At 68.8% G+C, this 21,515-nt stretch carries 23 protein-coding genes; 13 read left to right on the forward strand and 10 right to left on the reverse strand.

Translation table 11 applies throughout. The features are described 5' to 3' along the window. From SOM10_RS05940 to SOM10_RS05955, 4 genes are all read left to right on the forward strand, one after another. The gene (locus SOM10_RS05940) at positions 1–804 is read left to right on the forward strand and encodes a GntR family transcriptional regulator (RefSeq protein ID WP_053097965.1); all 804 of its coding nucleotides are present in this window, start codon (positions 1–3) and stop codon (positions 802–804) included. A 113-nt stretch (positions 805–917) separates the two neighbouring features. Continuing rightward, a complete protein-coding gene (locus SOM10_RS05945; RefSeq protein WP_320488931.1) occupies positions 918–1,736 on the forward strand; it encodes a hypothetical protein in 819 nt (272 codons plus the stop codon). A 20-nt stretch (positions 1,737–1,756) separates the two neighbouring features. Continuing rightward, entirely contained in the window at positions 1,757–2,815 is a 1,059-nt protein-coding gene (locus SOM10_RS05950) for a PLP-dependent cysteine synthase family protein (RefSeq protein WP_072591991.1), read from the forward strand. 134 nt (positions 2,816–2,949) lie between these two features. Next, on the forward strand, positions 2,950–3,465 hold the full coding sequence (locus SOM10_RS05955; RefSeq protein WP_053097968.1) for a glycine cleavage system protein R: 516 nt from the start codon (positions 2,950–2,952) through the stop codon (positions 3,463–3,465). Positions 3,466–3,589: 124 nt separating this feature from the next. On the opposite strand, the gene SOM10_RS05960 is transcribed toward SOM10_RS05955, so the two are convergent. After that, on the reverse strand, positions 3,590–4,303 hold the full coding sequence (locus tag SOM10_RS05960; protein WP_053099265.1) for a FadR/GntR family transcriptional regulator: 714 nt from the start codon (positions 4,301–4,303) through the stop codon (positions 3,590–3,592). 165 nt (positions 4,304–4,468) lie between these two features. Here SOM10_RS05960 and SOM10_RS05965 point away from each other — a divergent pair, with 165 nt between their 5' ends. The 4 genes from SOM10_RS05965 to SOM10_RS05980 are packed head-to-tail and all read left to right on the forward strand — an operon-like array spanning position 4,469 to position 8,934. Continuing rightward, positions 4,469–5,704 (forward strand): aminotransferase class V-fold PLP-dependent enzyme, encoded by a 1,236-nt coding sequence (locus SOM10_RS05965; RefSeq protein WP_320488933.1) that lies wholly within the window; start codon positions 4,469–4,471, stop codon positions 5,702–5,704. A 60-nt stretch (positions 5,705–5,764) separates the two neighbouring features. Continuing rightward, positions 5,765–7,078 (forward strand): ABC transporter substrate-binding protein, encoded by a 1,314-nt coding sequence (locus tag SOM10_RS05970; RefSeq protein WP_053097970.1) that lies wholly within the window; start codon positions 5,765–5,767, stop codon positions 7,076–7,078. Positions 7,079–7,081: 3 nt separating this feature from the next. Then, the gene (locus tag SOM10_RS05975) at positions 7,082–8,032 is read left to right on the forward strand and encodes a carbohydrate ABC transporter permease (RefSeq protein ID WP_053097971.1); all 951 of its coding nucleotides are present in this window, start codon (positions 7,082–7,084) and stop codon (positions 8,030–8,032) included. Further along, on the forward strand, positions 8,029–8,934 hold the full coding sequence (locus tag SOM10_RS05980; RefSeq protein WP_201778457.1) for a carbohydrate ABC transporter permease: 906 nt from the start codon (positions 8,029–8,031) through the stop codon (positions 8,932–8,934). The genes SOM10_RS05975 and SOM10_RS05980 overlap by 4 nt, the downstream gene beginning before the upstream one ends. 62 nt (positions 8,935–8,996) lie before the next feature. Here SOM10_RS05980 and SOM10_RS05985 read toward each other — a convergent pair whose 3' ends face one another. The 4 genes from SOM10_RS05985 to SOM10_RS06000 all read right to left on the reverse strand — a co-directional run bounded on the left by SOM10_RS05985 (position 8,997) and on the right by SOM10_RS06000 (position 12,981). Continuing rightward, entirely contained in the window at positions 8,997–10,010 is a 1,014-nt protein-coding gene (locus SOM10_RS05985) for an aldo/keto reductase family protein (RefSeq protein WP_053097972.1), read from the reverse strand. A 54-nt stretch (positions 10,011–10,064) separates the two neighbouring features. After that, positions 10,065–10,577 (reverse strand): hypothetical protein, encoded by a 513-nt coding sequence (locus SOM10_RS05990; RefSeq protein ID WP_295105388.1) that lies wholly within the window; start codon positions 10,575–10,577, stop codon positions 10,065–10,067. A 131-nt stretch (positions 10,578–10,708) separates the two neighbouring features. Continuing rightward, positions 10,709–12,337 (reverse strand): DUF4407 domain-containing protein, encoded by a 1,629-nt coding sequence (locus SOM10_RS05995; RefSeq protein WP_320488944.1) that lies wholly within the window; start codon positions 12,335–12,337, stop codon positions 10,709–10,711. A gap of 77 nt (positions 12,338–12,414) precedes the next feature. Beyond that, complete coding sequence (locus SOM10_RS06000) at positions 12,415–12,981, reverse strand: TetR/AcrR family transcriptional regulator (RefSeq protein ID WP_320488945.1); 567 nt, start codon at positions 12,979–12,981, stop codon at positions 12,415–12,417. A 66-nt stretch (positions 12,982–13,047) separates the two neighbouring features. Here SOM10_RS06000 and SOM10_RS06005 point away from each other — a divergent pair, with 66 nt between their 5' ends. Continuing rightward, the gene (locus tag SOM10_RS06005; RefSeq protein ID WP_320488947.1) at positions 13,048–13,680 is read left to right on the forward strand and encodes an NAD(P)H-dependent oxidoreductase; all 633 of its coding nucleotides are present in this window, start codon (positions 13,048–13,050) and stop codon (positions 13,678–13,680) included. Here the strand turns inward: SOM10_RS06005 and rlmN are convergent. Beyond that, positions 13,629–14,918, reverse strand: a complete 1,290-nt coding sequence (rlmN, locus tag SOM10_RS06010; RefSeq protein WP_171821948.1) for a 23S rRNA (adenine(2503)-C(2))-methyltransferase RlmN — start codon at positions 14,916–14,918, stop codon at positions 13,629–13,631. The genes SOM10_RS06005 and rlmN overlap by 52 nt on opposite strands. Before the next feature lie 70 nt (positions 14,919–14,988). On the opposite strand from rlmN, the gene SOM10_RS06015 reads away from it, so the two are divergent. From SOM10_RS06015 to SOM10_RS06025, 3 genes are read left to right on the forward strand one after another with little or no spacing between them, the layout of a single operon-like run. After that, positions 14,989–15,543: a ribosomal protein L7/L12 gene (locus SOM10_RS06015; RefSeq protein WP_053097977.1), complete on the forward strand. Its 555-nt coding sequence runs from the start codon at positions 14,989–14,991 to the stop codon at positions 15,541–15,543. Positions 15,544–15,599: 56 nt separating this feature from the next. Beyond that, entirely contained in the window at positions 15,600–16,238 is a 639-nt protein-coding gene (locus SOM10_RS06020) for a bifunctional 4-hydroxy-2-oxoglutarate aldolase/2-dehydro-3-deoxy-phosphogluconate aldolase (protein ID WP_056280489.1), read from the forward strand. A 16-nt stretch (positions 16,239–16,254) separates the two neighbouring features. Next, positions 16,255–17,004 carry a sulfite exporter TauE/SafE family protein gene (locus SOM10_RS06025; protein WP_320488952.1) on the forward strand — a complete coding sequence of 250 codons (750 nt, stop codon included), beginning with the start codon at positions 16,255–16,257 and terminating at the stop codon, positions 17,002–17,004. A gap of 27 nt (positions 17,005–17,031) precedes the next feature. Here the strand turns inward: SOM10_RS06025 and SOM10_RS06030 are convergent, their stop codons facing one another. The 3 genes from SOM10_RS06030 to SOM10_RS06040 form a co-directional block, all read right to left on the reverse strand. Next, entirely contained in the window at positions 17,032–17,862 is an 831-nt protein-coding gene (locus tag SOM10_RS06030; RefSeq protein WP_053097980.1) for an SDR family oxidoreductase, read from the reverse strand. Between the two features lie 46 nt (positions 17,863–17,908). Beyond that, positions 17,909–18,670, reverse strand: a complete 762-nt coding sequence (locus SOM10_RS06035; RefSeq protein WP_320488955.1) for an SDR family NAD(P)-dependent oxidoreductase — start codon at positions 18,668–18,670, stop codon at positions 17,909–17,911. Positions 18,671–18,837: 167 nt separating this feature from the next. Then, positions 18,838–19,494 carry a hypothetical protein gene (locus SOM10_RS06040; protein WP_320488957.1) on the reverse strand — a complete coding sequence of 219 codons (657 nt, stop codon included), beginning with the start codon at positions 19,492–19,494 and terminating at the stop codon, positions 18,838–18,840. Positions 19,495–19,633: 139 nt separating this feature from the next. On the opposite strand from SOM10_RS06040, the gene SOM10_RS06045 reads away from it, so the two are divergent. Next, entirely contained in the window at positions 19,634–20,140 is a 507-nt protein-coding gene (locus tag SOM10_RS06045) for a phosphotransferase (RefSeq protein WP_320488959.1), read from the forward strand. An 8-nt stretch (positions 20,141–20,148) separates the two neighbouring features. On the opposite strand, the gene SOM10_RS06050 is transcribed toward SOM10_RS06045, so the two are convergent. Then, positions 20,149–21,432, reverse strand: coding sequence for a hemolysin family protein (locus tag SOM10_RS06050; RefSeq protein WP_056280479.1), 1,284 nt, complete (start codon positions 21,430–21,432; stop codon positions 20,149–20,151). Positions 21,433–21,515 lie beyond the last annotated feature (83 nt).

Genomic DNA, 21,515 nt, shown 5'->3' on the forward strand with positions numbered 1-21,515 from the left:
ATGAACGACACGATCGACCGCCACTCCGCCGCGCCCATGTACGACCAGCTGCGTCAGCTGATCGTCGACGGCATCTCGCGAGACGGCCTGCAGCCCGGCGACCCGCTGCCCGGCGAGCACCGCCTCTGCGAGCGGTACGGCATCTCGCGCACCGTGGTGCGCCAGGCGTTGGCCCAGCTCGAGCACGAGGGGCTCGTCGAACGCGTCAAGGGCAAGGGCACGTTCGTGTCGCGTCCCCGCACGAGCGAGAGCCTGGTGCACACGCTGATCGGCCTCTACGACGATGTCGAGCGCCGCGGCGGGCACGTGCACAGCGACGTCCTGCGCCACGAGCAGACTCTCGCCGACGACGAGATCGCGGCGGCACTCGAGGTCGACCCTGGCGCACCGGTCGTGGTGCTCGACCGTCTGCGTCACGTCGACGGCGAACCCTGGTCGCTCTCGACCACCTGGATGCCGGATGCCGTCGGCGGAGTCACGCTCGGCGTCGACCTCTCGGAGCGGTCCCTGTACCGCTTGCTCGCCGATCACGACATCGTGGCGACCAGCGGGGTCCGCTCGGCCGAGGCCACCGTCGCGACCCACGAGCAGGCGCAGCATCTGGGGGTGAGCGCCGGCTCCGCCCTGCTGCGACTGCGCAGCGTGAGCCGTTCCTCCGACGGCACGCCGATCGAGTACTTCGTGGCCCATCACCGCGGCGACCGCTCGCGCTTCGAGTTCCAGCTGCAGCAGGAGCAGTCGCAGGCGTCGCTGCTGCACGTCGACGGCGACGGCAGCACCTCGCGCGCCGGCACCGTCCGCTAGCCGCATCCGCGCGCGGCATCCACTCACAGGCGAGTCGGCCGAGCACGGGTCGCGGACTAGCCTGGAACGAGAGCACGCATCGCACGGGGCGATGCGATCGGGGGGAAGACACGATGGTCGACGACGCGCATCCACCGGCATCCGACTCCGACCCGGTCATCCCTCCGCCGCCTGCCGCGGCGCCGGGACAGCTCGGATCCTCCGTCCCGCTGGCCCCGCCGCTGGGCGGGATGCCCGGGCCGCCCGCCCCGCCGCTGCCGCCGTACGCCTCTGCCCCCCAGCCGGGGCAGCATCCGCAGATGGCCGCGTACCCGCCGCCGCACCCGGGGCAGCCGTCGCCTCCCTACGGCGCCGCATATGCTTCCCCGTCCGCGCCTCCTCCTCCGCGTTCAGGACGGACCGTCGGCATCGTCATCGCAGCGGTCGCGGCGTTCGTGCTGATCGTCGTCGTGGGCATCGCGGTGGCCGTGAGCCTGCTGCTGAGCTCGCGCACCGAACCGGCGACCGCGCCTCCGGCCACGAGCGTCACGGAAGAGCCCGCAGCGCCTTCCGAGGCACCGCAGGGCGACCCGGACTCCGACGGCTCGGGCGACGCCGACGCCGACGCCTCCGCCATCGCCGACGCGCTCCAGGCGAAGATCGACGAGTACAAGCGCCTGCGCGACAGCGGCGCGCTCTGGCAGAGCATCCCCGACACCGAGTTCAACCGCACGGCCGTCTCCGCCTTCCTCTACTTCCTCACCGACATGAAGGTCGCCACCATCTGGGGTGTCGACGATGCGCAGGCGCAGGAGTACGAGGAGCGCATGACGATGCTCGAGGAGCGTCTGCTCGCCGAGCAGCCCCTCGGCGACGACATCCAGATCACCCTCGAGGACGAGATCTTCACGTACGACGGCGAGACGGGCGAGGGCGGCTACACGCCCCGTTAGAGGAGCGTTACGCTCGAAGCATGAGCGACTGGACCAGCACCGCGATCGCCCTGCTGGAAGCCGACGCCAACCGCAGCGCCGACACCCATCTGCACCTCTTCCCGCTGCCACCCGAGTGGGGCATCGACCTGTACCTGAAAGACGAGTCGGTGCATCCGACCGGGTCGCTCAAGCACCGTCTCGCGCGCTCGCTGATCCTGTACGGACTCGTCAACGGACGCATCACCGAGGACTCCACTCTCGTCGAGTCGTCCAGCGGATCGACGGCCGTCTCCGAGGCGTACTTCGCGCGGATGCTGGGGCTGCCCTTCGTCACCGTCGTACCGCGCTCGACCAGCCAGGAGAAGATCGACCTCATCGAGTTCTACGGCGGACGCTGTCACTTCGTCGACCGCGCCGAGGACATGTCTCCTGAGGCTCAGCGACTGGCCTCCGAATGCCACGGCCACTACCTCGACCAGTTCACGTTCGCCGAGCGGGCGACCGACTGGCGCGGCAACAACAACATCGCCGAGAGCGTGTTCAGCCAGCTGTCGCAGGAACGCCACCCGATCCCCCGCTGGATCGTCGTGGGCGCAGGCACCGGCGGCACGAGCGCCACCTTCGGCCGGTACGTGAAGTACCGCCGCCACGAGACGCAGATCGCGGTCGTCGACCCCGAGGGTTCGGCGTTCTACGACGGATGGGCGGGCACCGTCGACGCGCCGGCCGGACGCCCCAGTCGCATCGAGGGCATCGGCCGCCCGCGCGTCGAGGCCTCGTTCGTGCCCAGTGTGATCGACGAGATGATCCGCGTTCCCGACGCGGGGTCGATCGCCGCGATCCGGATGCTGCGCGAGCGCACCCTGCACTGGGCCGGAGGTTCGACCGGCACCAACCTGTACGGCGCATTCCAGCTGATCGCGCGCATGCGCGCGGCGGGCGAGACCGGCAGCATCGTCACGCTCATCTGCGACAGCGGCATCCGCTACGCCGGCACGTACTTCAACGATGAGTGGGTCGCCGAGCAGGGCTGGGACCTCGACCCGCATCGCACCCGCCTCGATCACTTCCTCGAGACCGGGGTCTGGGTCGACTGACCCTCGTTCCGCTTCCATGACTCCGGAGATCCGGGCAGGTCACCCGGGAGAACACGCTTCCTCGGGTTCGAGCCGCCACATTCTCCGGAGTCATGGCACGTCGCGGGCCGAGGCGCTCCGGCTACGCTGGCCGCATGACTACTCTCATCCTCACTGTCGCGGGTGCCGATCGCCCCGGACTCGTCGCAGCCGTCGCCGATGTCGTCGATGCCCACGGTGGAAACTGGGAGAACAGCTCGCTGGCCGAGCTCGCGGGCACCTTCGCCGGAGTGATCGAGGTCTCGGTCGCCGCCGACCGTTCCGACGAGCTGCAGACGGCGCTCCGCGGACTTCAGGGACAGGGGCTCCTGACGCTCGCCGTCCTCACCGGAACGCCTGATGACGACGCGGAGGACGAGCAGCGACTCGAGATCCGGGTGCTGGGCAACGACCGATCCGGCATCGTCCGCGAGGTCTCGAACGTGCTGAACGCGCACGAACTCAGCATCGAGGAGCTCGCGACCGAGACCCGGGATGCCGCGATGGCCGGCGGCCGTCTGTTCGAGGCCTCTGTGATCGCGCGGGTTCCGTCGTCGGTCGACATCGATGCCCTGCGTCGCGACCTCGAGCGCATCGCCACGGAGATCCAGGTCGACATCACCCTCGCCTGACCGCGGCGTCCCCTCCGCCCGATACGCACACAGCGTCCCGCACGGCCCACGGGGCGACCGCACGCCTGTGCAGACCGAGGCGAACTGTGCAGAACGGGCGAGATGAGAGGGCGATCGTCGTCACTCAGGGCGACTCGACGGACGATCCTTCGGCGCGCAGATCCGTATCGGTGTACCGGCGCACCCAGTACTCGGTCTGAGCCACGTGGGCGGATGCCGCAGCCGACGCCGCGACCGGGTCCGCCGCCGCGAGTCCGCGGAGGATCGCCCGGTGCCCGGCATCCGAGTGGAGCTTGAGTTCGGCGGCGTCGCCGGCATCCGGGATCCGATAGGCCCGCGAGCGTGAGCGCAGCACGTCGATCAGGCTCGTGAGCGCGTCGTTGCCGGCGACCTCCGAGATCGTCATGTGGAAGGCGTGGTCGAGGCGGGAGTGGTCCTCGAAGTCGTCGCTCGCCTCGATCTCATCGAGCACGCCGCTGAGCGTCTCGATCGTGGCGGCGTCGATGCGGGCCGCGGCGAGCGCAGCCGCATGGGGCTCGAGTACCCGGCGAAGCTCCGTCAGTTCGAGCACCCCGGCCATGGGCAGGAGTCCGACTGTGAGAGAGAGGCTGCCGATCAGGTCGGCGGCGCGCAGCTCGCTGACGTAGCTGCCCGAGCCGTGCCGGGTCTCGAGCACACCGAGGGCGGCCAGCATGCGGATGGCTTCGCGCAGCGATCCGCGTGAGACGCCGAGCGTCTCGCACAGCTCCCCCTCGCTCGGCAGACGGTCGCCGGGACGCAGCTCGCCGTCCGCGATCAGCGCGCGCAGCCCGTGCAGCGCTGTGTCCAGTGCGCTCATCGTCATCCTCCTGACACCGCCCGATCCCCTTGCTGAGTCTGTCGGACGCAGACCCTTCGTCAAATTCGTATGACAACTATGTTTCATCCTCGCCTTTTCGTAGCCATTTCGAAAGCCGTGTGGCAAAGTTGTGCAACAACTCCCCCATTGCACCGACGAGGACCGATGCCCGCACCACTCTTCCCCGCACCGCTCACGCTGAACTCCGGCATCCGAGCCCGTGATGCGTGGCCGCTCGATCCCGACGTGATCCACCTGAACCACGGCTCGTTCGGCGCGGTTCCCACGGCCGTCGTCGAGCAGCAGGATGCCCTGCGACGTCGTGCCGACCTCAGCCCGGTCGAGTGGTTCCCTCGCATCGCCGAACGGGTGCGCGACGCTCGCGAGCGCACGGCTCCGTTCCTCGGCGCCCATGCCGAAGACAGCGTCTTCGTCCCGAACGCCTCCGGGGCCGCCACCGTCGTCTACAACGCCCTGCGCCTCGAGCGCGGCGACGAGATCCTCGTCACCGACCAGGGCTACGGAGCGATCACCATGGGCGCGCAGCGCCTGGCCCGCCGCTTCGGAGCATCCGTCCGCGCCGTCGAGCTGCCGCTGCTCGCCTCCGACGACGAGGTCGTGCAGCGCTTCGCCGACGCACTCACTCCGGCCACCCGCCTGATCGTGGTCGACCAGATCACCTCGCCGACCGCGCGGATGCTGCCGACCCGGCGCATCGCCGAGCTCGCGGCGGAACGGGGCATCCGCACCCTCGTCGACGGCGCTCATGCTCCCGGTCTCGTCGCCGATGCCGCCGCGGTCGCCGGCGGCGACTGGTGGTTCGGCAACCTGCACAAGTGGCCCTGCGCCCCGCGCGGTTCCGCCCTGCTCGTCACCAACGCCCCCGACCGCGACGACCTGTGGCCGCTCATCGACTCGTGGGCGGCGAACGAGCCCTACCCCGAGCGCTTCGACACCCAGGGCACGATCGACGCGACGACCTATCTCGCCACCCCGGCGTCGATCGAGTTCATCGAGTCCGAGTTCGGGTGGCACAACGCCCGCCAGGCGATGGCGCAGATGGCGGATGCCGGGGCCGAGATCATCGCCGAGGGCCTGCGCCCCTACGGCGACGAAGACCCCCTCACTCCGTTGCCCTCGCCCGTGCCGTCGATGCGACTCGTACGACTGCCGCTCGGACTCGGCTCGACCCGCGAAGAGGCCGATGCCCTGCGCATGGACCTGCTCGACGAGACCGGCGTCGAGACCGCGTTCACCAGCTTCCGCGGCGTCGGCTACTTCCGCCTGTCGGCGCACCTCTACACAGAGGCGTCCGACTTCGAGGCCTTCGTCGAGCGCTGCATCCCGCAGATCCTCCGCCGTGCCGGCATCCGCACCGCCGACTCCATCATCGTCTCCTGACCCGACCCACCCCTCCACCCACCACCCGACCCACCACCATCACCAACTGAGAGGCACCTCGTGAAGAAGAACAGAATCTTGACGACCGCCGCGGGAATCGGCACCGTCGCCGCACTCGCGCTCACCGGCTGTTCCGCAGGCGGCGGCGAGTCCGCCGACGGCACCGTCACCCTGCAGATGGTCGAGAGCCTGACCAATCCTGCCCGCACCGACCTGCTGCGCGGACTCCTCGACGACTTCGAGAAGGAGAACCCCGACATCAAGGTCAAGCTCGTCTCGCCGCCCACCGAGCAGGCCGACGCGAAGATCCAGCAGATGCTGCAGTCGGGCAAGGGCGTCGACGTCCTCGAGGTCCGCGACATCACCGTCGGACCGTTCGCGAACAACGGCTGGCTGCATGACATCTCGGCCGACCTCGAGAAGTGGGACGGCTGGGATGCCCTCACCGACAACGCGCAGTCCGCGTCCGTGGCCGCAGACGGCAAGAGCTACTTCGTGCCGTACGGCTTCTACGGCCTCTCGCTGTTCTATCGCACCGACCTCGTCGAGGAGGCGGGCTTCGACGGCCCGCCGCACAGCTGGAAGGATCTGCTCGAGCAGGCCAGCGCCATCCAGGACCCCGCGAACAACATCTACGGCTATGCGTTCCGCGGTGGCCAGAACGCGAACAGCAATGTGGTCGCGGCGATCGAGGCCTACACGATCGACGGCCTCGACGTCGATGACGCCTTCCTGATGGAGGACGGGTCGACGATCTTCGCCGCTCCCGAGGCACAGGAAGCCGTCGACGACTACTTCGACCTCTTCAAGGAGGCGTCGCCGCCGTCCGCCGTGTCGTGGGGCTACCCCGAGATGGTCGCCGGTTTCACCAACGGCACCACGGCGTTCCTGCTGCAGGACCCCGAGGTCATCGCGACCGTGCAGGACTCCTCTCTGACCGAGGATCAGTGGGACACCGCCCCGCTGCTCGTCGGGCCGTCGGGCAAGGCCGCGCAGCCGCTGGCCGTCGCCGGCTGGGGCGTCGCGGAGAACAGCGAGCACCAGGATGCTGCGGTCAAGCTCGTCGAGTTCCTCTCGTCGGCCGAGCCGGCCACCGAGTTCGCGCAGGCCAACAGCCTCGTGCCGATCATCTCCGAGGCAGCCGATGACGAGTTCTACTCCTCGGGCCCGTGGACGAGCTATGTCACGATGACCGAGGACCCCGAGACCTACGTCAACGTCAAGCAGCCTCGCGGCGTCAGCTGGTGGACCGAGTGGATCCAGAAGTCCGACCAGGACGTGCAGAACGTGCTGCTCGGCAACATGTCGACCACCGAGCTGCTCGAGTCGTGGGACACCTTCTGGACCGAGAAGTACGCTGCGGAAAAGGGCTGATCCGTGACCCGGACCACTCTCGAAGGGGGCTCCGTCGGCACCGCCGGCGGGGCCTCCCCGGCATCCCGCCGGCGCCGCCCCTTCCGTGGCCGCCACGCGCTGACGCTGCTGGCCTTCATGGCCCCGGCGATCGTGTTCGTGTGCTGGTTCACCTACTGGCCGATGCTGCAGGGCGCACGCATGGCCTTCCACGACTGGAACCTGTGGGATCTCACCTCCACCCCGTGGGTGGGTTTCGACAACTTCGTCACCGTCTTCCAGGACCCTGCCTTCCCGATCGTCGCCTGGAACTCCGTCCTGTGGGTCGTCGGCTCGCTCGTGCCTCAGCTCGTGATCGGCTTCCTGATCGCGCTCGCCCTGCGCAAGCGCTTCCGCTTCCGCGGCCTCTACCAGGCGCTCGTGTTCTTCCCGTGGGCCGTCTCGGGCTTCCTGATCGGGATGCTGTTCCGCTGGATGTTCAACGCCGAGTTCGGCGTCGTGAACGACCTGCTCATGAAGGCCGGCCTGATCGACGCCCCGCTGCCCTGGCTGGCGGATCCGAAGCTCGCGATGTTCGCGGTCATCGTCGCCAACATCTGGTACGGCGTGACCTTCTTTGCGATCATGATCCTCGCGGCTCTGCAGTCCGTGCCCGATGAGATGCTCGAGGCCGCGAGCCTCGACGGCGCAGGCAAGGTGCGTCAGCTGTTCTCGATCATCATCCCGTACATCTCGATGACGCTGCTGCTGACGATCCTGCTGCGCATCATCTGGATCTTCAACTTCCCCGACATCATCTACGCGATGACCAACGGCGGGCCGGCGAACCAGACCCACATCATCACGACGTGGATGATCAACTACACGCAGCAGGGCAACTACGGCATCGCGAGCGCCATCGGACTCATCGTCGTCGCGTTCCTGTTCGTGTTCTGCGCGTTCTACCTCATGGCGATGCGGAGGGTCCAGCGATGACCATCACCGGAACCACGGTCACCGAGACCCGGCGTCTCACCGTCCCCGACATCGCGAAGGCACCGCGTCCGAAGCGCAAGGTCTCGGTCGGCGGCGTCGTGCGCGTCGTCGGTCTCGCCCTCTGGCTCGTCATCACGCTCTTCCCGCTGTACTGGATCGCGCTGACGTCGTTCAAGTCGCCGGGAACGATCAACTCCTTCCCGATCGAGTACTGGCCCAGCGAGCCGTCGCTCGACAACTACGTGAGCCTGTTCGAGCAGAGCTCGTTCGGGGTCTTCCTCGGCAACTCGGCTCTGGTGGCGACGATCGCGGGTGCGGTCGCGACGCTCATCGCTCTGCTCAGCGCCTATGTGATCGCGCGCTTCGAGTTCCGCGGCAAGGGGACGGTGCTGGTGGCGTTCCTGCTCACGCAGATGATCCCCGCGTTCATCGCGCTGGGGCCGCTGTACTCGATGATGACCGACCTGGGCCTCGTCGACACCAAGCCCGGCCTGATCCTCGTGTACATCGCGGTCTGCATCCCGTTCTCCACGGTCATGCTGCGCGGTTTCTTTGAGAACGTGCCGGACGCGCTCGAAGAGGCGGCGATGATCGACGGATGCTCGCGCTTCGGCGCGCTGTTCCGGGTGCTCGTGCCGGTGATGACCCCGGGCATCATCGCGGCCTTCATCTTCAACTTCGTCAACTGCTGGAACGAGCTGTTCCTGTCGGTCGTGCTGATGAACACCGACGAGAACCGCACCGTGCCGTCGGCGCTGAACGGGTTCATCTCGACCTTCAACATCGACTGGGGCTCGATGAGCGCCGCAGCCGTGCTGACGATCCTGCCGACCATGGTGATGTTCGCACTCGCGAGCCGCTGGATCGTGCAGGGCCTGACCGCCGGCGCCGTCAAGGAGTAAGCGCATCCGGATATGACGAAGGCCGCCGCCCCTCAGGGACGGCGGCCTTCGTCATGCATCCGTCAGACCAGGCGGGCCTTCGGCGACACCGAGTACGTGGCCTCTGCATCGCGGTTGACCGTGTCGCCCAGTGCGGTGTCGATCGCCGCGAGCGTGTCGGCGTCGAGCGTCACGCCCGAGGCCTTGACCGTCTCGGCGAGCTGCTCGGGGCGCGAGGCTCCGACGAGAGCTGCGGCGACGTTCGGGTTCTGCAGCACCCAGGCGATCGCGAGCTGCGGCATCGACAGGCCGGCCTGCTCGGCGATCGGCTTGAGCTTCTGCACGGCGGTGAGGATGTCGTCCTGCAGGAACCCCTTGATGAAGTCGGAGCCGCTGTGCGGATCCGTCGCGCGGGAGCCCTCCGGAACCGGCTGACCCGGCAGGTACTTGCCCGACAGCACGCCCTGCGCCATCGGCGACCAGACGATCTGCGAGATGCCGAGCTCCTCTGATGCGGGCACGACCTTGCCCTCGATCACACGGTGCAGCATCGAGTACTGCGGCTGGTTCGAGATCAGCTGCACGCCGAGTTGCTTCGCGAGCGCATGCCCCTCGCGCAGCTGCTCGGCCGTCCACTCCGACACGCCGATGTAGAGGGCCTTGCCCTGGCGCACGACGTCGGCGAATGCCTGGAACGTCTCCTCGAGCGGGGTCTCGTAGTCGAAACGGTGCGCCTGGTAGAGGTCGACGTAGTCGGTGCCGAGTCGCGTCAGCGAGCCGTTGATCGATTCGAGGATGTGCTTGCGGCTCAGCCCGGTGTCGTTCGGACCCTTGGGGCCGGTCGGGAAGTAGACCTTCGTGAAGATCTCGAGACCCTCGCGGCGCTGACCCTCGAGCGCCTTGCCGAGCACGACCTCTGCCGCGGTGTTCGCGTAGGTGTCTGCGGTGTCGAATGTGGTGATGCCGGCGTCGAGCGCCGCGTGCACCGTCTTGACGGCGGCGTCGTCGCCGACCTGCGAAGCGTGCGTGACCCAGTTGCCGTAGGTGATCTCAGAGACCTTGAGACCGCTGTTGCCGAGATAGCGATAGTTGACCATGCCATAACGCTACCGGCCGTGGCAGACGCCGGGCCCGGATCTCCGTGACCGGTCTCAGACCGACGGACGTGAGGCCGGCTCCGGACGCGCACGCCCTCTCGCGAGTGTCGCCGCCAGGATCACCCCCACCGTCAGGGCTACCCCCGCGATCACGCTGACGACGAAGAACGGCATCACCCCCGGGAGGAAGATCCCGCCCGCCACCATGAAGGTGTCCGCCATCCCCATGCCGGGTCCGAAGGACGCGACGAAGAGCCCTGGCCCGCCCAACATCAGAACGCTGAGAAGCGTGATGGCCGGAATCGCGGGGTGTGCGCGAGCTCTCACCGCGATCGCGGCGACGACCACGGCGATCAGCGGGCCGATCGCGAGGATGGAGATCGTACTGGCCTCGTTCAGCGACTCTCCTGCACTGTGCATCTCGGCCTTGACCTCTGCGAGAGAGAGTCCTGGCGCCGCGGCAAGCGGTGTGAACACGAGGATCTGCAGTGCGGCCAGGCCGGCGTAGATGACCACGACGGCCACTCCGACCGTGGACACGATGATCGTCTGACGCCGTCTTCTCATGCCGTCACGCTAAAGGCGCTCGCTGAGAGCAGCCCGATACTCCCGCCACGCGACACCGGTGCCACCCAGCGGGCATCCACCCGGCATGACCAGACGGCACCGACTGCAATCGGAACCAACGCTGCAGGCGGTCAGACGCGCGGTTCGACCAGCTGCTCCTGCTCGGCGAGCGTCTGCGCCTGGGCGCGCTTCTCGGCGAGCTCGCGCTCCTGCGCCGCGTCACGCTCTTCGGCGGCCTGGGCGGCCTCCTTGCGCTCGGCGCGGGTCTGCGGTTCGCCTGATCCGGCATCCGCCTGGATCCCCTGCGACTGCACGGTGACGATCGCCGCGCGGTCGCGGAACCCCTCGGCGGTCACCTTGTCGAGCGCGACCTGCTTGCGGATCGCGACGGCCTTCTCGTAGAGCGACGGGTCGCCGTAGGAGGTGAGCACCTTCACGAGCACGGGCAGCAGCTCGATCATGAAGAACAGTGCGGCGATGAGGATGTGCGCCCACAGGATCGTCGGCTCCTTCTCGCTGAGCCTGTTCAGACCGCTGATCTGGCTGAGCAGACCGATCGCGCCCGCGTTGCCGGACGCCACCGATTCGGCGCGCGCGTTGTACGCGGCGAGCGCGGTGTCATAGCTGTCGCGCGCGGCGGGCAGCTGAGACTGCGCCTCTTCACGGTTCTGCGACTCCGACGTGCTGGTGTTCTCCTTGGCGGCGGTGCCCGCGGCTGCCAGCTCTTCGTTGGCGGTGCGCAGCTGCGCGGCGAGCGCGTCGTAGGTCTGCTGCGCCTCGGCGAGCTGGGCCTGGGCGGCATCCGAGCTCGCACCCTCGCCGTTCACGCCGGTGCAGCCGGGAACCGTGCCTGCACCTTCGCCGGTGAGCTCGCACTGGTAGAGGACGCGGGCCTGGTCGATCACGGCCTGCTGCTCGGTCATCTTGGCCGTGAGGTCGTCGACCGTGGCCTGCGCGGCCGATTCGGTCGCCGACGACGAGTCGGTGCCGGCGACGATTCCGGTCGCCGCCTGGTTCTCGAGCTCGGCGACGCGGTCGGATGCGGCGTCGAGCGCCTTCTTCTCGGGGCCGGTCTCGAGTGCATCCTGGTCGGCCTGCGCCTGGGTGATGTTCGTCGAGGCGACCTCGCGCGCGATGTCGTTGTGGAAGATCTGCAGCACGAGCGGCTCGGCGACGACGAAGCCGATGATCGCGGCCATGATCACACGTGGGATCGCGAGGCCGATGAGCTTCCAGACGTTGCGGGTCGACGTCATGGTCGAGGTGAGGAAGCGATCGAGGTTGAAGATGATGAGCGCCCAGACGACCGCCAGCGGCACGGCCAGCCAGATCGCGGCCTGCACGCCCGTGGTCAGTGCGAACAGCATGGAGATCGCCGAGACCAGTGCGGTTCCGGCCAGCACGAAGAACATCTGCACGAAGCGCGGGGTCTCGCCGGGGACGCGGTCGAGGATCTCGCCCTCGGCTCCGCCGAGGATGGCGAGCTTGCGCAGACGCGAACCCGGCACGCGCGGTGCGCGCTCGCGCGGCTGACGCCGGGGCTTGGGCTCACGCACGGGACGGGCGGATGCCGCGGCATCCTGCTCCTGCTCCGGCGCATCGGGCACCTCGGGTGCCTGCTGCGGTTGCGGCAGATCGGCGCCCGTGGGCTCGTACGCGCGCAGGAAGTCGAGGTCGTCCGTGTCAGCGTTCGGGTCGCTGTCGAGGATGATCCGACCCTGCGAATCGAACCGTCCTGGGCGGTGAGCGGAATAGGGCATTCCGACAATCTACGAAATGTCGCCTGTGGAAAACGTGCACGAACCCTGTGTCTCCGCCTCCGCGGGCCTCGTCAGGGTCAGCGCGGCAGCATGCGGACGAGCGCATCGGCGCACGCGGCGAGCGCGTCGTCGAGCGAGAAATGCCCGGCGGCGCACAGCGTTCCGAGTCCGTGCACGAGGCCCCACACTCCGGTGACGCTCTGTGCGTCGAGGCCCGCGGCCACGGACGCCTCCGACAGCAGCTGCTCGAGCTCATCGATCAGGGGGGCCATGGTCTCGCTCGGCTCACCGGGGATGCACACCGTGGGGTCGTAGATCACGTCGAAGCCGTGCGGATGCTCGACCGCGTAGCGGATGTACGCGGCACCGCCTTCGATCACGGCGGATGCGGAGTCCGGCGCCTCCTCGATCCCGCCGCGCACCGCGGCCACCAGGTCGGCCATGCTGCGCTCGGCGAGGACCTTGAGCAGACCGCGCCGGTCGGAGAAGTGGTGATACGGGGCGTTATGGCTCACGTCGGCGGCGCGGGCGACCTCGCGCAGGCTGATCTCCCCCGCGGGCTTCTCGGCGAGCAGCTGCATCGCCGCCGCCTCGAGGGCGTGGGCGAGGTCACCGTGGTGATAGCCGGATCGGGAACTTGACACAAGCAACATTGTTGCTTATCTTGACAGTGTCCACCATTGCTTGACACTGTCAACATAGGAGCGCACATGTCATCCGCACTGATCATCGACGGCCACCCCGATGCCGGATCCCTCACCGCAGAACTGGCCCGACGCTATGCCGCCGCGCATGGCGACGCCCGTGTCCTCGCTCTGCGCGATCTTGACTTCGATCCGTCGCTGCGCTTCGGCTACCGCCGGCGCATGCAGCTCGAGCCCGACCTGATCGACGCGAAGCGCGCACTGGCCGAAGCGCGGACGGTCGTGGTGTTCACGCCGCTCTGGTGGGGGTCGGTGCCGGCGCTGCTGAAGGGCTTCTTCGATCGGGCCCTGCTGCCGCAGCAGGAGTACCGGTACTCGAAGCTCGGGATGCCCGAAGGCCTGTTGACGGCTGCGAACGGACGCCTGTTCCTGCTGGCGGACACCCCGTGGTTCCTCACGCCCTTCACCGGGCTCCCGGCGCAGACGCACGTCGCCCGCGGGACGATGAGGTTCTGCGGCATCCGCTCGGTGCGCACCACGCGGATGCTGGGCGTCAAGGACGCGAGCCCCGCGCGCATCGAGTCGTGGCTGTCGCGCGCCGAGACTCTCGGTCGCCGCGACGGCCTTCGCGATCGCGGCACCGGCCCTCAGGCCATGGCGGCGGAGGCAGCCTCGTCTTCGGTCGTCGCGACGAGCTGACCGCAGGCACCGTCGATCTCCTTGCCGCGAGTGTCGCGGAGGGTCGTCGGGATGCCTGCGTCGTTGAGGCGGCGCACGAACTCGTTCTGCACCGAGGGCTCGGACGACGTCCAGATCGAGCCGGGCGTCGGGTTCAGCGGGATCGGGTTGACGTGCACCCAGCCGCGGCCGCGCTCGTTGAGCTTGTCGGCGAGCAGGTCGGCGCGCCAGGCGTGGTCGTTCATGTCCTTGATCAGCGCGTACTCGATCGAGACACGGCGGCCGGTCTTGGCGTAGTAGTCGTAGGCGGCGTCGAGCGCCTCGTCGACCTTCCAGCGCGAGTTCACCGGGATGAGCTCGTCGCGCAGGTGGTCATCCGGTGCGTGCAGCGACAGCGCGAAGGTGACGGGGATGCCCTCGTCGGCGAGCTTCTTGATGGCCGGCACGAGTCCGACCGTCGACACCGTGATGCCGCGCGCGCTCATGCCCAGGCCGTCGGGCTGGGGCGCGACCATCGAGCGCACCGCATCCATCACGCGCTTGTAGTTGGCGAGCGGCTCACCCATGCCCATGAAGACGATGTTCGACACGCGCTCCATCGAGTGGTCGTCGGCCTTCTTGCCGCCGAGACCGCCCTCGGCGATCAGGCGGTTGGCGCGGACGATCTGCTCGATGATCTCGGCGGTCGACATGTTGCGGGTGAGACCCGCCTGGCCGGTGGCGCAGAACGGGCAGTTCATGCCGCACCCGGCCTGCGACGAGACGCACAGGGTGATGCGGCCCGGATAGCGCATGAGAACCGACTCGACCAGCGCGCCGTCGTGCAGACGCCAGAGGAACTTGATCGTGTCGCCGCGGTCGGTCTCCAGGCGGCGCACCTCGGTGAGCAGCGGCGGCAGCATGCCGGCGACGAGCTGCTCCCGGGTGTCGGCCGGAAGATCCGTCATCTCCGCAGCATCCGACGTGTAGTGCCGGAAATAGTGGGTCGAGAGCTGCTTCGCGCGGAAGCCGGGCAGGCCGAGCTCCTTGACCTTCTCGACGCGCTCGGCGGGCGTGAGGTCGGCGAGATGCACCGGCGGCTTGCCGCGCTTCGGGCTCGCGAACTGCAGCAGCGGCCGCCCCTCGGCATCCTTCTGCTGCGTCCACCCCTCGGTCGCAGGACGCACCTGCGGGGTGCCGGTCGAGCGGACTGCCCCCGAACGGGACGACGCGGGTGCCGTGGCGGGGCGCGTCTCGCGCGTGCGGGGAGTCTCGGTCATACCTCCAGGGTACGCGGTGCCGGGTGGGAAGCGCCTGGGGCGCCGGCCCCGGCGTCCCTAGACTGACCCCATGGACATCATCATCGCTGTCGGCGCGGTCATCGCAGCTGTCGTCGTGGGCGTGGTGATCATCGGCGCCGCCCTGCGATCGATGCGCCCGAAGGCACCGGAGCCGCACGTGTTCACCCCGTCGCCGACGATGGCCCGATCCGTGGCATCCGCTTCGACGTCGACCGCCTCGGCATCGCAGCTGACGCCTGCGGCGATCGCCGAGATCGATCGTCTCGTCGCGGCCGGGCAGAAGATCCACGCGATCAAGCTCTACCGGCAGCACACGGGCGTGCGCCTGCAGGAGGCCAAGGACCGGATCGACCACTGGTCCGTCAGCACCACGGCACCGCACCTCGCGGCCGTCTCGAACGCCTCGGCCGCCCACTCGTCGATCACGGCGACGCCGTCGTCGGTGCGGGGCGCGCTGCCGGCATCCGTCGCCTCCGAGGTCGACCGGCTCATCGCCGCCGAGCAGAAGATCCAGGCGATCAAGCTGGTCAGGGAGCACACCGGGCTCGGCCTCAAGCAGGCGAAGGACGTCGTCGAGGCCTGGCCACACCCGCGCCACTTGTAGTTACAGGCTGCGGTCGGGGAGAATGGAGCCGATCCCCCATCGAAGGAGTCTTCGCCATGCCCGACCGCCTCTCCCGCGCCCGTTCCGCCGGCGTCCTCGCCGTCTTGCGCGCACCCTCGCCCGAGCTCGCACTCGAGGCGTCCGAGGCGATCATCCGCGGTGGCGTGACCGGCATCGAGGTCACCTTCTCGACCCCCGACGCCCCCTCGGTGATCCGCGAACTCATCGCGCGCCACGGCGACGCGGCCTACATCGGCGCGGGCACAGTGACGACTGCCGAGCAGGCCGCCCTCGCCGCCGATGCCGGTGCGGAGTTCCTCGTCAGCCCCGGAACCCTGCCCGCTCTGACCCGAGCGATGCTCGAGACCGGCCGCGTCGTCATGACAGGTGCCATGACCCCGACCGAGGTCATGGGCGCGCTCGAGCTCGGCGTCGACGTGGTCAAGATCTTCCCCGCGTCCCTCGGCGGGCCCTCGTACCTCGGCGCGCTGCGCGGACCGTTCCCGGATGCTCCGCTGATGCCGACGGGAGGCGTCAGCCCCGACAACCTCGCCGACTGGTTCCGCGCCGGAGCCGTGGCGGTCGGAGCGGGCGGCGACCTCGCGAACGGCGCCTCGCTCGCTGCATCCGACTGGGCCGACATCGAACAGCGCTCGGCCCGCTTCGCCGCGGCGCTCGCTGCGACCCGCAGCTGAGTCGGCCGATGACCCGGTGATCGAACTCGCACCCCTCGCCTGGGCGGCGCTCGGCCTCGCCGCCTTCACGATCGGCATCTCGAAGACCGCGCTCCCCGGCGGCAGCATCCTGGCCATCGCACTGTTCGCGACCGTGCTCCCCGCGCGCACGTCGACCGCCGCGATGCTCCTGCTGCTCATCGTCGGCGACGTGTTCGCGTTGATCACCTATCGCCGCCACGCGCACTGGCCGACGCTGCTGCGCCTCGCGCCCGCCGTACTCGCAGGGCTGCTGGCCGGCTTCGCGTTCCTCGCGCTCGCCGGCGACGGCATCGTGCGTCGGGCGATCGGCGTGATCCTGCTGGCGATGATCGCAGTCACCCTGTGGCGGCGATGGCGGCAGGACCGGGCGGATGCCGCGGCGCCCGCACCGGGAGGCATCGTGCTCTCGGGCGTCTACGGCACTCTCGGGGGCTTCACGACCATGGTCGCCAATGCGGGCGGACCCGTGATGTCGATGTACTTCCTCGCCACCCGCACGCCCGTGCAGGTGTTCCTCGGCACCTCGGCCTGGTTCTTCGCGATCATCAACCTCGTGAAGATCCCGTTCCTCGCGGGCCTCGGCCTCTTCGAGGGCCACGTGCTGCTCATGGATGCCGTGCTCGCGCCGCTCGTGGTGCTCGGCGCTCTGGGCGGCATCCGCCTCGCGAAGCGCATGAACCAGGTGCTGTTCGACCGCATCGTGATCGTGCTGACGATCGCCGGCGCCGTCTACCTGCTGTTCTGAGCGCCTGCTCCCCGCGGCAGAACCGCCTCAGTCGAGGAAGATGTCGGGGAACAGCCGGTCGTCGGGAGTGCCGGGGACGGCGGCGTAATGCGAGAAGTCGGTCACACCGTCGGCCTCGAGCACGTCCTCGACGATCAGGGTCTGACCGGTGTACTCGGCCGCGGGCTTGAGCAGCACCGCATAGGCGGCGTCGGCGTAGATGTCGGGCGTGCGGCTCGCCGCCATGACCTTGTCGCCGCCGAGCAGGTTCTGCACCGCGGCGGTGGCGATGGTGGTGCGCGGCCACAGGGTGTTGGCGGCGATGCCGTCGCGGGCGAACTCCGCGGCAAGGCCGAGCGTGACCATCGTCATGCCGAACTTCGCGAGCGTGTATCCCGTGTGCGCACCGAGCCACTTCGGCGTGGGGTTCAGGGGCGGCGACAGCGACAGGATGTGGGGGTTCTCGGCGTCCTTGAGGATCGGCACCGCCGCGCGCGAGAGCATGAACGTGCCGCGGACGTTCACGTCCTGCATCAGGTCATACTTCTTCGCGCCGAGGTCGAGCGAGCGCGAGAGGTCGATGACGCTGGCGTTGTTGATGACGATGTCGATGCCGCCGAACTCGCCCTGCGTTTTGAGCACGGCCTCGGTGATGTCGTCGTCGTCGCGCACGTCCCCGACGATCGGCAGCGCCTGACCGCCCGCCGCCCTGATCTGGTCGGCGGCCGTGTGCACCGTTCCCTCGAGCTTCGGATGCGGGGTGTCGGTCTTCGCCAGCATCGCGATGTTCGCGCCGTCAGCCGCGGCACGCAGTGCGATCGCGAGTCCGATGCCGCGGCTGCCGCCGGACATCAGGATGGTCTTGCCTGCCAGTGACATGGATTCTCCTTGGAGCGTCGGGGCTTCGGGACTTCGGGGTTCGGGCTTACTTCGGTGCCATGCGGATCGCGCCGTCGAGGCGGATCGTCTCGCCGTTGAGGTAGCCGTTCTCGACGATCTGCTGCACGAGAGAGGCGTACTCGTCGGGGCGTCCGAGACGCGAGGGGAACGGCACCTGCTGGCCCAGCGAGTCCTGCGCCGCCTGCGGCAGGCCCATCAGCATCGGGGTCTCCATGATGCCGGGAGCGATCGTGCAGACGCGGATGCCGTAACGAGCGAGCTCGCGAGCGACGGGAAGCGTCATGGCGTGCACGCCGCCCTTCGAGGCCGAGTACGCCGGCTGGCCGATCTGCCCGTCGAAAGCGGCCACGCTCGCGGTGTTCACGATGACGCCACGGTCGCCGGTGTCGGTCACGTCGTTCTTCGCGATCACGGCGGAGGCCTGGGACAGGACATTGAAGGTGCCGACGAGGTTGATGCGGACGACGCGCTCGAAGTCGGCGAGCACGGCCGGGTTGCCCTCGCGGTCGAGCACCTTCGCCGGCGGGGCGATGCCGGCGCAGTTGACGACGATCCGCAGCGGAGCGGCGGCCTGCGCTGCGGCCACGGCGGCAGCGGCATCCTCAGCGCTCGTGACGTCTCCGGCCGAGAACACCCCGCCGAGGTCTGCGGCGATCTCGGCCCCGGCCGACGAGGGCAGGTCGAGGATGGTGACGACGGCGCCGGCGGCGGCGAGCGTTCGCGCGGTGGCGAGGCCCAGACCGGACGCACCGCCGGTGATGAGAGCACTCGAGCCCTGGATCTGCATGCGGTTCTCCTTCGAAACGTGCGCGACTCAGTGTCAGTTTAGCTGATTCCGAGTTTCAGGCGACACATCGCCAGAGGCCTCGCGACGGTGTCGACCCCGAGCCTACGCCGCGCACGTCGAAGGGGCGGGGCCATGACGGCCCCGCCCCTTCGGAATGACTCGCGAGATCAGACCTGGATCTGCGCGGCGATGCCCTTCAGCTTGTGACGTGCGAGCGCGAGGTTCGCCGACGCGCTGTTGAGCACGAGGTAGATGAAGAGCCCGCTCGCACCGGTCGTGTTGAGCACGTTGATCAGGTGATACTGCGAGCTCAGGGTGATGAGGATGTCGTCGATCTCATCCGTGATGCCGAGGTCGCGCATCGTCGCCAGCTTGGCGCGCACGACGTTCGAGTTGCCCGCGGCGGCGATCCCCAGGTCGAATGAGGGGTTGCCGCCCTGGGCGAGTGCCATTCCGCTGCCGTAGTCGACGATCGCGGCGCCGGTGGCGCCCTCGATGGCCAGCAGCTGCTGCAGGGCGTCGTCAAGTGAACTCATGTTGTACTGCTCCTCTATGGTGATGCGTGTGCTCTCGACGCCGGCGTCAGGTGCCTGTGCGGATGCCGGAACGTCGCCGCTCCAGATCCACTCGACGAACTGGTCGAGATCCCGTTCGCCGGATTCCTGCGACGAGATCGCCGGAGCCTTCGGCAGCCCGACCGCGGTAGCGTGAGCGGCATCGGAATCGGCACCGGGTGCGACCTCGGAAGCCGCGGATGCGGACGAGGAGGCATCGGCATCGCTGCCCTGCCGCCGCCACCACTGTGACCGGGACGAAACGCGCACGAAGACCTCTGATGTGTCGAGTGGGATGGATGATGCGGCCGCCGACGGCGACCGCGACTGAGACTAACCGCGTCCCGCCGCCCGGAGCCGGAAAAATACACGCATACCGATATACGTTCGAACATGAGATGAGCGCCCCATGAGCATCCCCTCCACGACGACGGAGATCCCGCCGATCGTGCGGTCACTGGCCGCGGGCGCCACGCTCACGCCGGTATGGCTGAACGGCATCGGCGGGCTCACCTTTCGCACCGACGACGGGCGCTACATCAAGTGGGGCCCGCATGACGCCGAGGCGAACATGCGGGACGAAGCGGAGCGGATGCGGTGGGCACGGCGTTGGATCGCGGTTCCCGAGGTGATCGATCAGGGTGAGGACGCCACGCACGAGTGGCTCGTCACGGCTGCACTCCCGGGCCGCAGCGCTGTGGACCCCCGATGGATCGACGACCCCGAGACCGCCGTACGCGCGGTCGGAACCGCGCTGCGCGCGATGCACGACTCGCTGCCCGTCGAGCAGTGCCCCTGGACCTGGAGCCCCGCATGGAGGATCGCGAACGCGGTCGAGCGCGGAGTCACGGTGCCGGCCGACCTGCACGAGCCGCCTCGGCTCGAGTACTACCGCCGACTCTGGAACGAGACCTGAGACTCGACTCAGTCGGTCGGCGAGGCGTCCTCGTGCACGGCCACTCGGATCTCCGAGATCCGGCGACGATCGACGGCCGTCACGCGGATCGTCGCACCGGGCACCTCGACCGAATCACCCACCACCGCGAGGCGGCCGAGCATCTCGGTGACGAAGCCCGCGACCGTGTCCGATGCGCCACGGGGCAGCGCGATCCCGGTGATCTCGGCGAAGTCCTGCAGGTTGAGGCGGCCGTCGAGTGCGCCGCCGGCGTCCGGCATCCGGTCTTCCGTGTCGTACTCGTCGAAGATCTCGCCCACGACCTCTTCGACGAGGTCCTCGAGCGTCACGATGCCGTCAGTGCCGCCGTACTCGTCGACCACGACGGCGATCTGGTGACCGGCCGCCCGCATGCGGGTCAGGGTGGGTAGCACGCCCGCGGTCGAGGGCACGTACTCGACGGGACGCATGAGTCCGAGCACCGCGCGCGTCGCGTCGTCGGCGGCGGCCTCGAAGAGGTCGCGCACATGCACGAAGCCCACGATGTCGTCGAGCGAGGCGTCGATCACCGGGTACCGCGAGAACGGCAGCTCGCGCACGTCCGCGATGGCCTCGGCGAGCGTCGCGGCGCCGTCGAGCGCGACGACCTCGGGACGGGGCCGCATGACCTCGCTCACCTGACGTCCGCGCAGCGACAGCACGTCGTCGAGGATGCGTCGCTCGTCGTCGGGGAGGCTCTGATGCGTCGCGACGATGTCGCGCAGCTCCTCCTCGCTGAGCTCGTCCGCCGCCTTGTGCGGGTCGCCGCCCAGCAGACGCACGACCGCATTCGTCGACACCGACAGCAGCCAGATGACCGGCCTCATGACCACGGCGAAGCCGTCGAGCACCGGCGCGACGGCATACGCGAACTGGGCGTTGCGCTGGATGGCGAGCCGCTTGGGCACGAGCTCGCCGAGCACGAGCGACAGGTAGGCGATCACGAGCGTCAGCAGCACGGTCGAGAGGGTGAGAGCCAGCGGAGCGGCGACCCCGAGGTTCTCGAGCAGAGGCGCGACCGACGGGGCGATCGAGGTCGCACCGTACGCGGCCGAGGCGAAGCCGGCGACCGTCACGCCGATCTGCACCGCCGAGAGGAAGGTGTTCGGGTTGCGAGCCAGGCTCGCGACCTTCTCGCCTCGTCTGCCACGAGCAGCGATCGCATTGATCTGACTCTCACGCAACGTGACGAGGGCCATCTCCGTCGCGGCGAACACGCCGCCGACGAGGACGAACACGAACACCAGAGCGATGTTCACCGCGAGGTCGCCCATCAGCGGGCCACCTCACGAGGTGCGGGGGTGCCCGAGGTCATTCGGGCGCCGGGTCTGTCGGGGTCTGCGGACGCGTCGGAGCG

It is taken from the genome of Microbacterium sp. CFBP9023 (assembly GCF_034045055.1).
Classification (GTDB): domain Bacteria; phylum Actinomycetota; class Actinomycetes; order Actinomycetales; family Microbacteriaceae; genus Microbacterium.

Coding starts and splice junctions, on each gene's coding strand:
- SOM10_RS05945 (WP_320488931.1), top strand. CDS start 918: ATGGTCGACGACGCGCATCCACCGGCATCCGACTCCGACCCGGTCATC.
- SOM10_RS06015 (WP_053097977.1), top strand. CDS start 14,989: ATGGACATCATCATCGCTGTCGGCGCGGTCATCGCAGCTGTCGTCGTG.
- SOM10_RS05950 (WP_072591991.1), top strand. CDS start 1,757: ATGAGCGACTGGACCAGCACCGCGATCGCCCTGCTGGAAGCCGACGCC.
- SOM10_RS05990 (WP_295105388.1), bottom strand. CDS start 10,577: ATGAGAAGACGGCGTCAGACGATCATCGTGTCCACGGTCGGAGTGGCC.
- SOM10_RS05965 (WP_320488933.1), top strand. CDS start 4,469: ATGCCCGCACCACTCTTCCCCGCACCGCTCACGCTGAACTCCGGCATC.
- SOM10_RS05960 (WP_053099265.1), bottom strand. CDS start 4,303: ATGAGCGCACTGGACACAGCGCTGCACGGGCTGCGCGCGCTGATCGCG.
- SOM10_RS06030 (WP_053097980.1), bottom strand. CDS start 17,862: ATGTCACTGGCAGGCAAGACCATCCTGATGTCCGGCGGCAGCCGCGGC.
- SOM10_RS05940 (WP_053097965.1), top strand. CDS start 1: ATGAACGACACGATCGACCGCCACTCCGCCGCGCCCATGTACGACCAG.
- SOM10_RS05980 (WP_201778457.1), top strand. CDS start 8,029: ATGACCATCACCGGAACCACGGTCACCGAGACCCGGCGTCTCACCGTC.
- SOM10_RS06020 (WP_056280489.1), top strand. CDS start 15,600: ATGCCCGACCGCCTCTCCCGCGCCCGTTCCGCCGGCGTCCTCGCCGTC.
- SOM10_RS06050 (WP_056280479.1), bottom strand. CDS start 21,432: ATGGGCGACCTCGCGGTGAACATCGCTCTGGTGTTCGTGTTCGTCCTC.
- SOM10_RS06035 (WP_320488955.1), bottom strand. CDS start 18,670: ATGCAGATCCAGGGCTCGAGTGCTCTCATCACCGGCGGTGCGTCCGGT.
- SOM10_RS06005 (WP_320488947.1), top strand. CDS start 13,048: ATGTCATCCGCACTGATCATCGACGGCCACCCCGATGCCGGATCCCTC.
- SOM10_RS06045 (WP_320488959.1), top strand. CDS start 19,634: ATGAGCATCCCCTCCACGACGACGGAGATCCCGCCGATCGTGCGGTCA.
- SOM10_RS05985 (WP_053097972.1), bottom strand. CDS start 10,010: ATGGTCAACTATCGCTATCTCGGCAACAGCGGTCTCAAGGTCTCTGAG.
- SOM10_RS05995 (WP_320488944.1), bottom strand. CDS start 12,337: ATGCCCTATTCCGCTCACCGCCCAGGACGGTTCGATTCGCAGGGTCGG.
- rlmN (WP_171821948.1), bottom strand. CDS start 14,918: ATGACCGAGACTCCCCGCACGCGCGAGACGCGCCCCGCCACGGCACCC.
- SOM10_RS05955 (WP_053097968.1), top strand. CDS start 2,950: ATGACTACTCTCATCCTCACTGTCGCGGGTGCCGATCGCCCCGGACTC.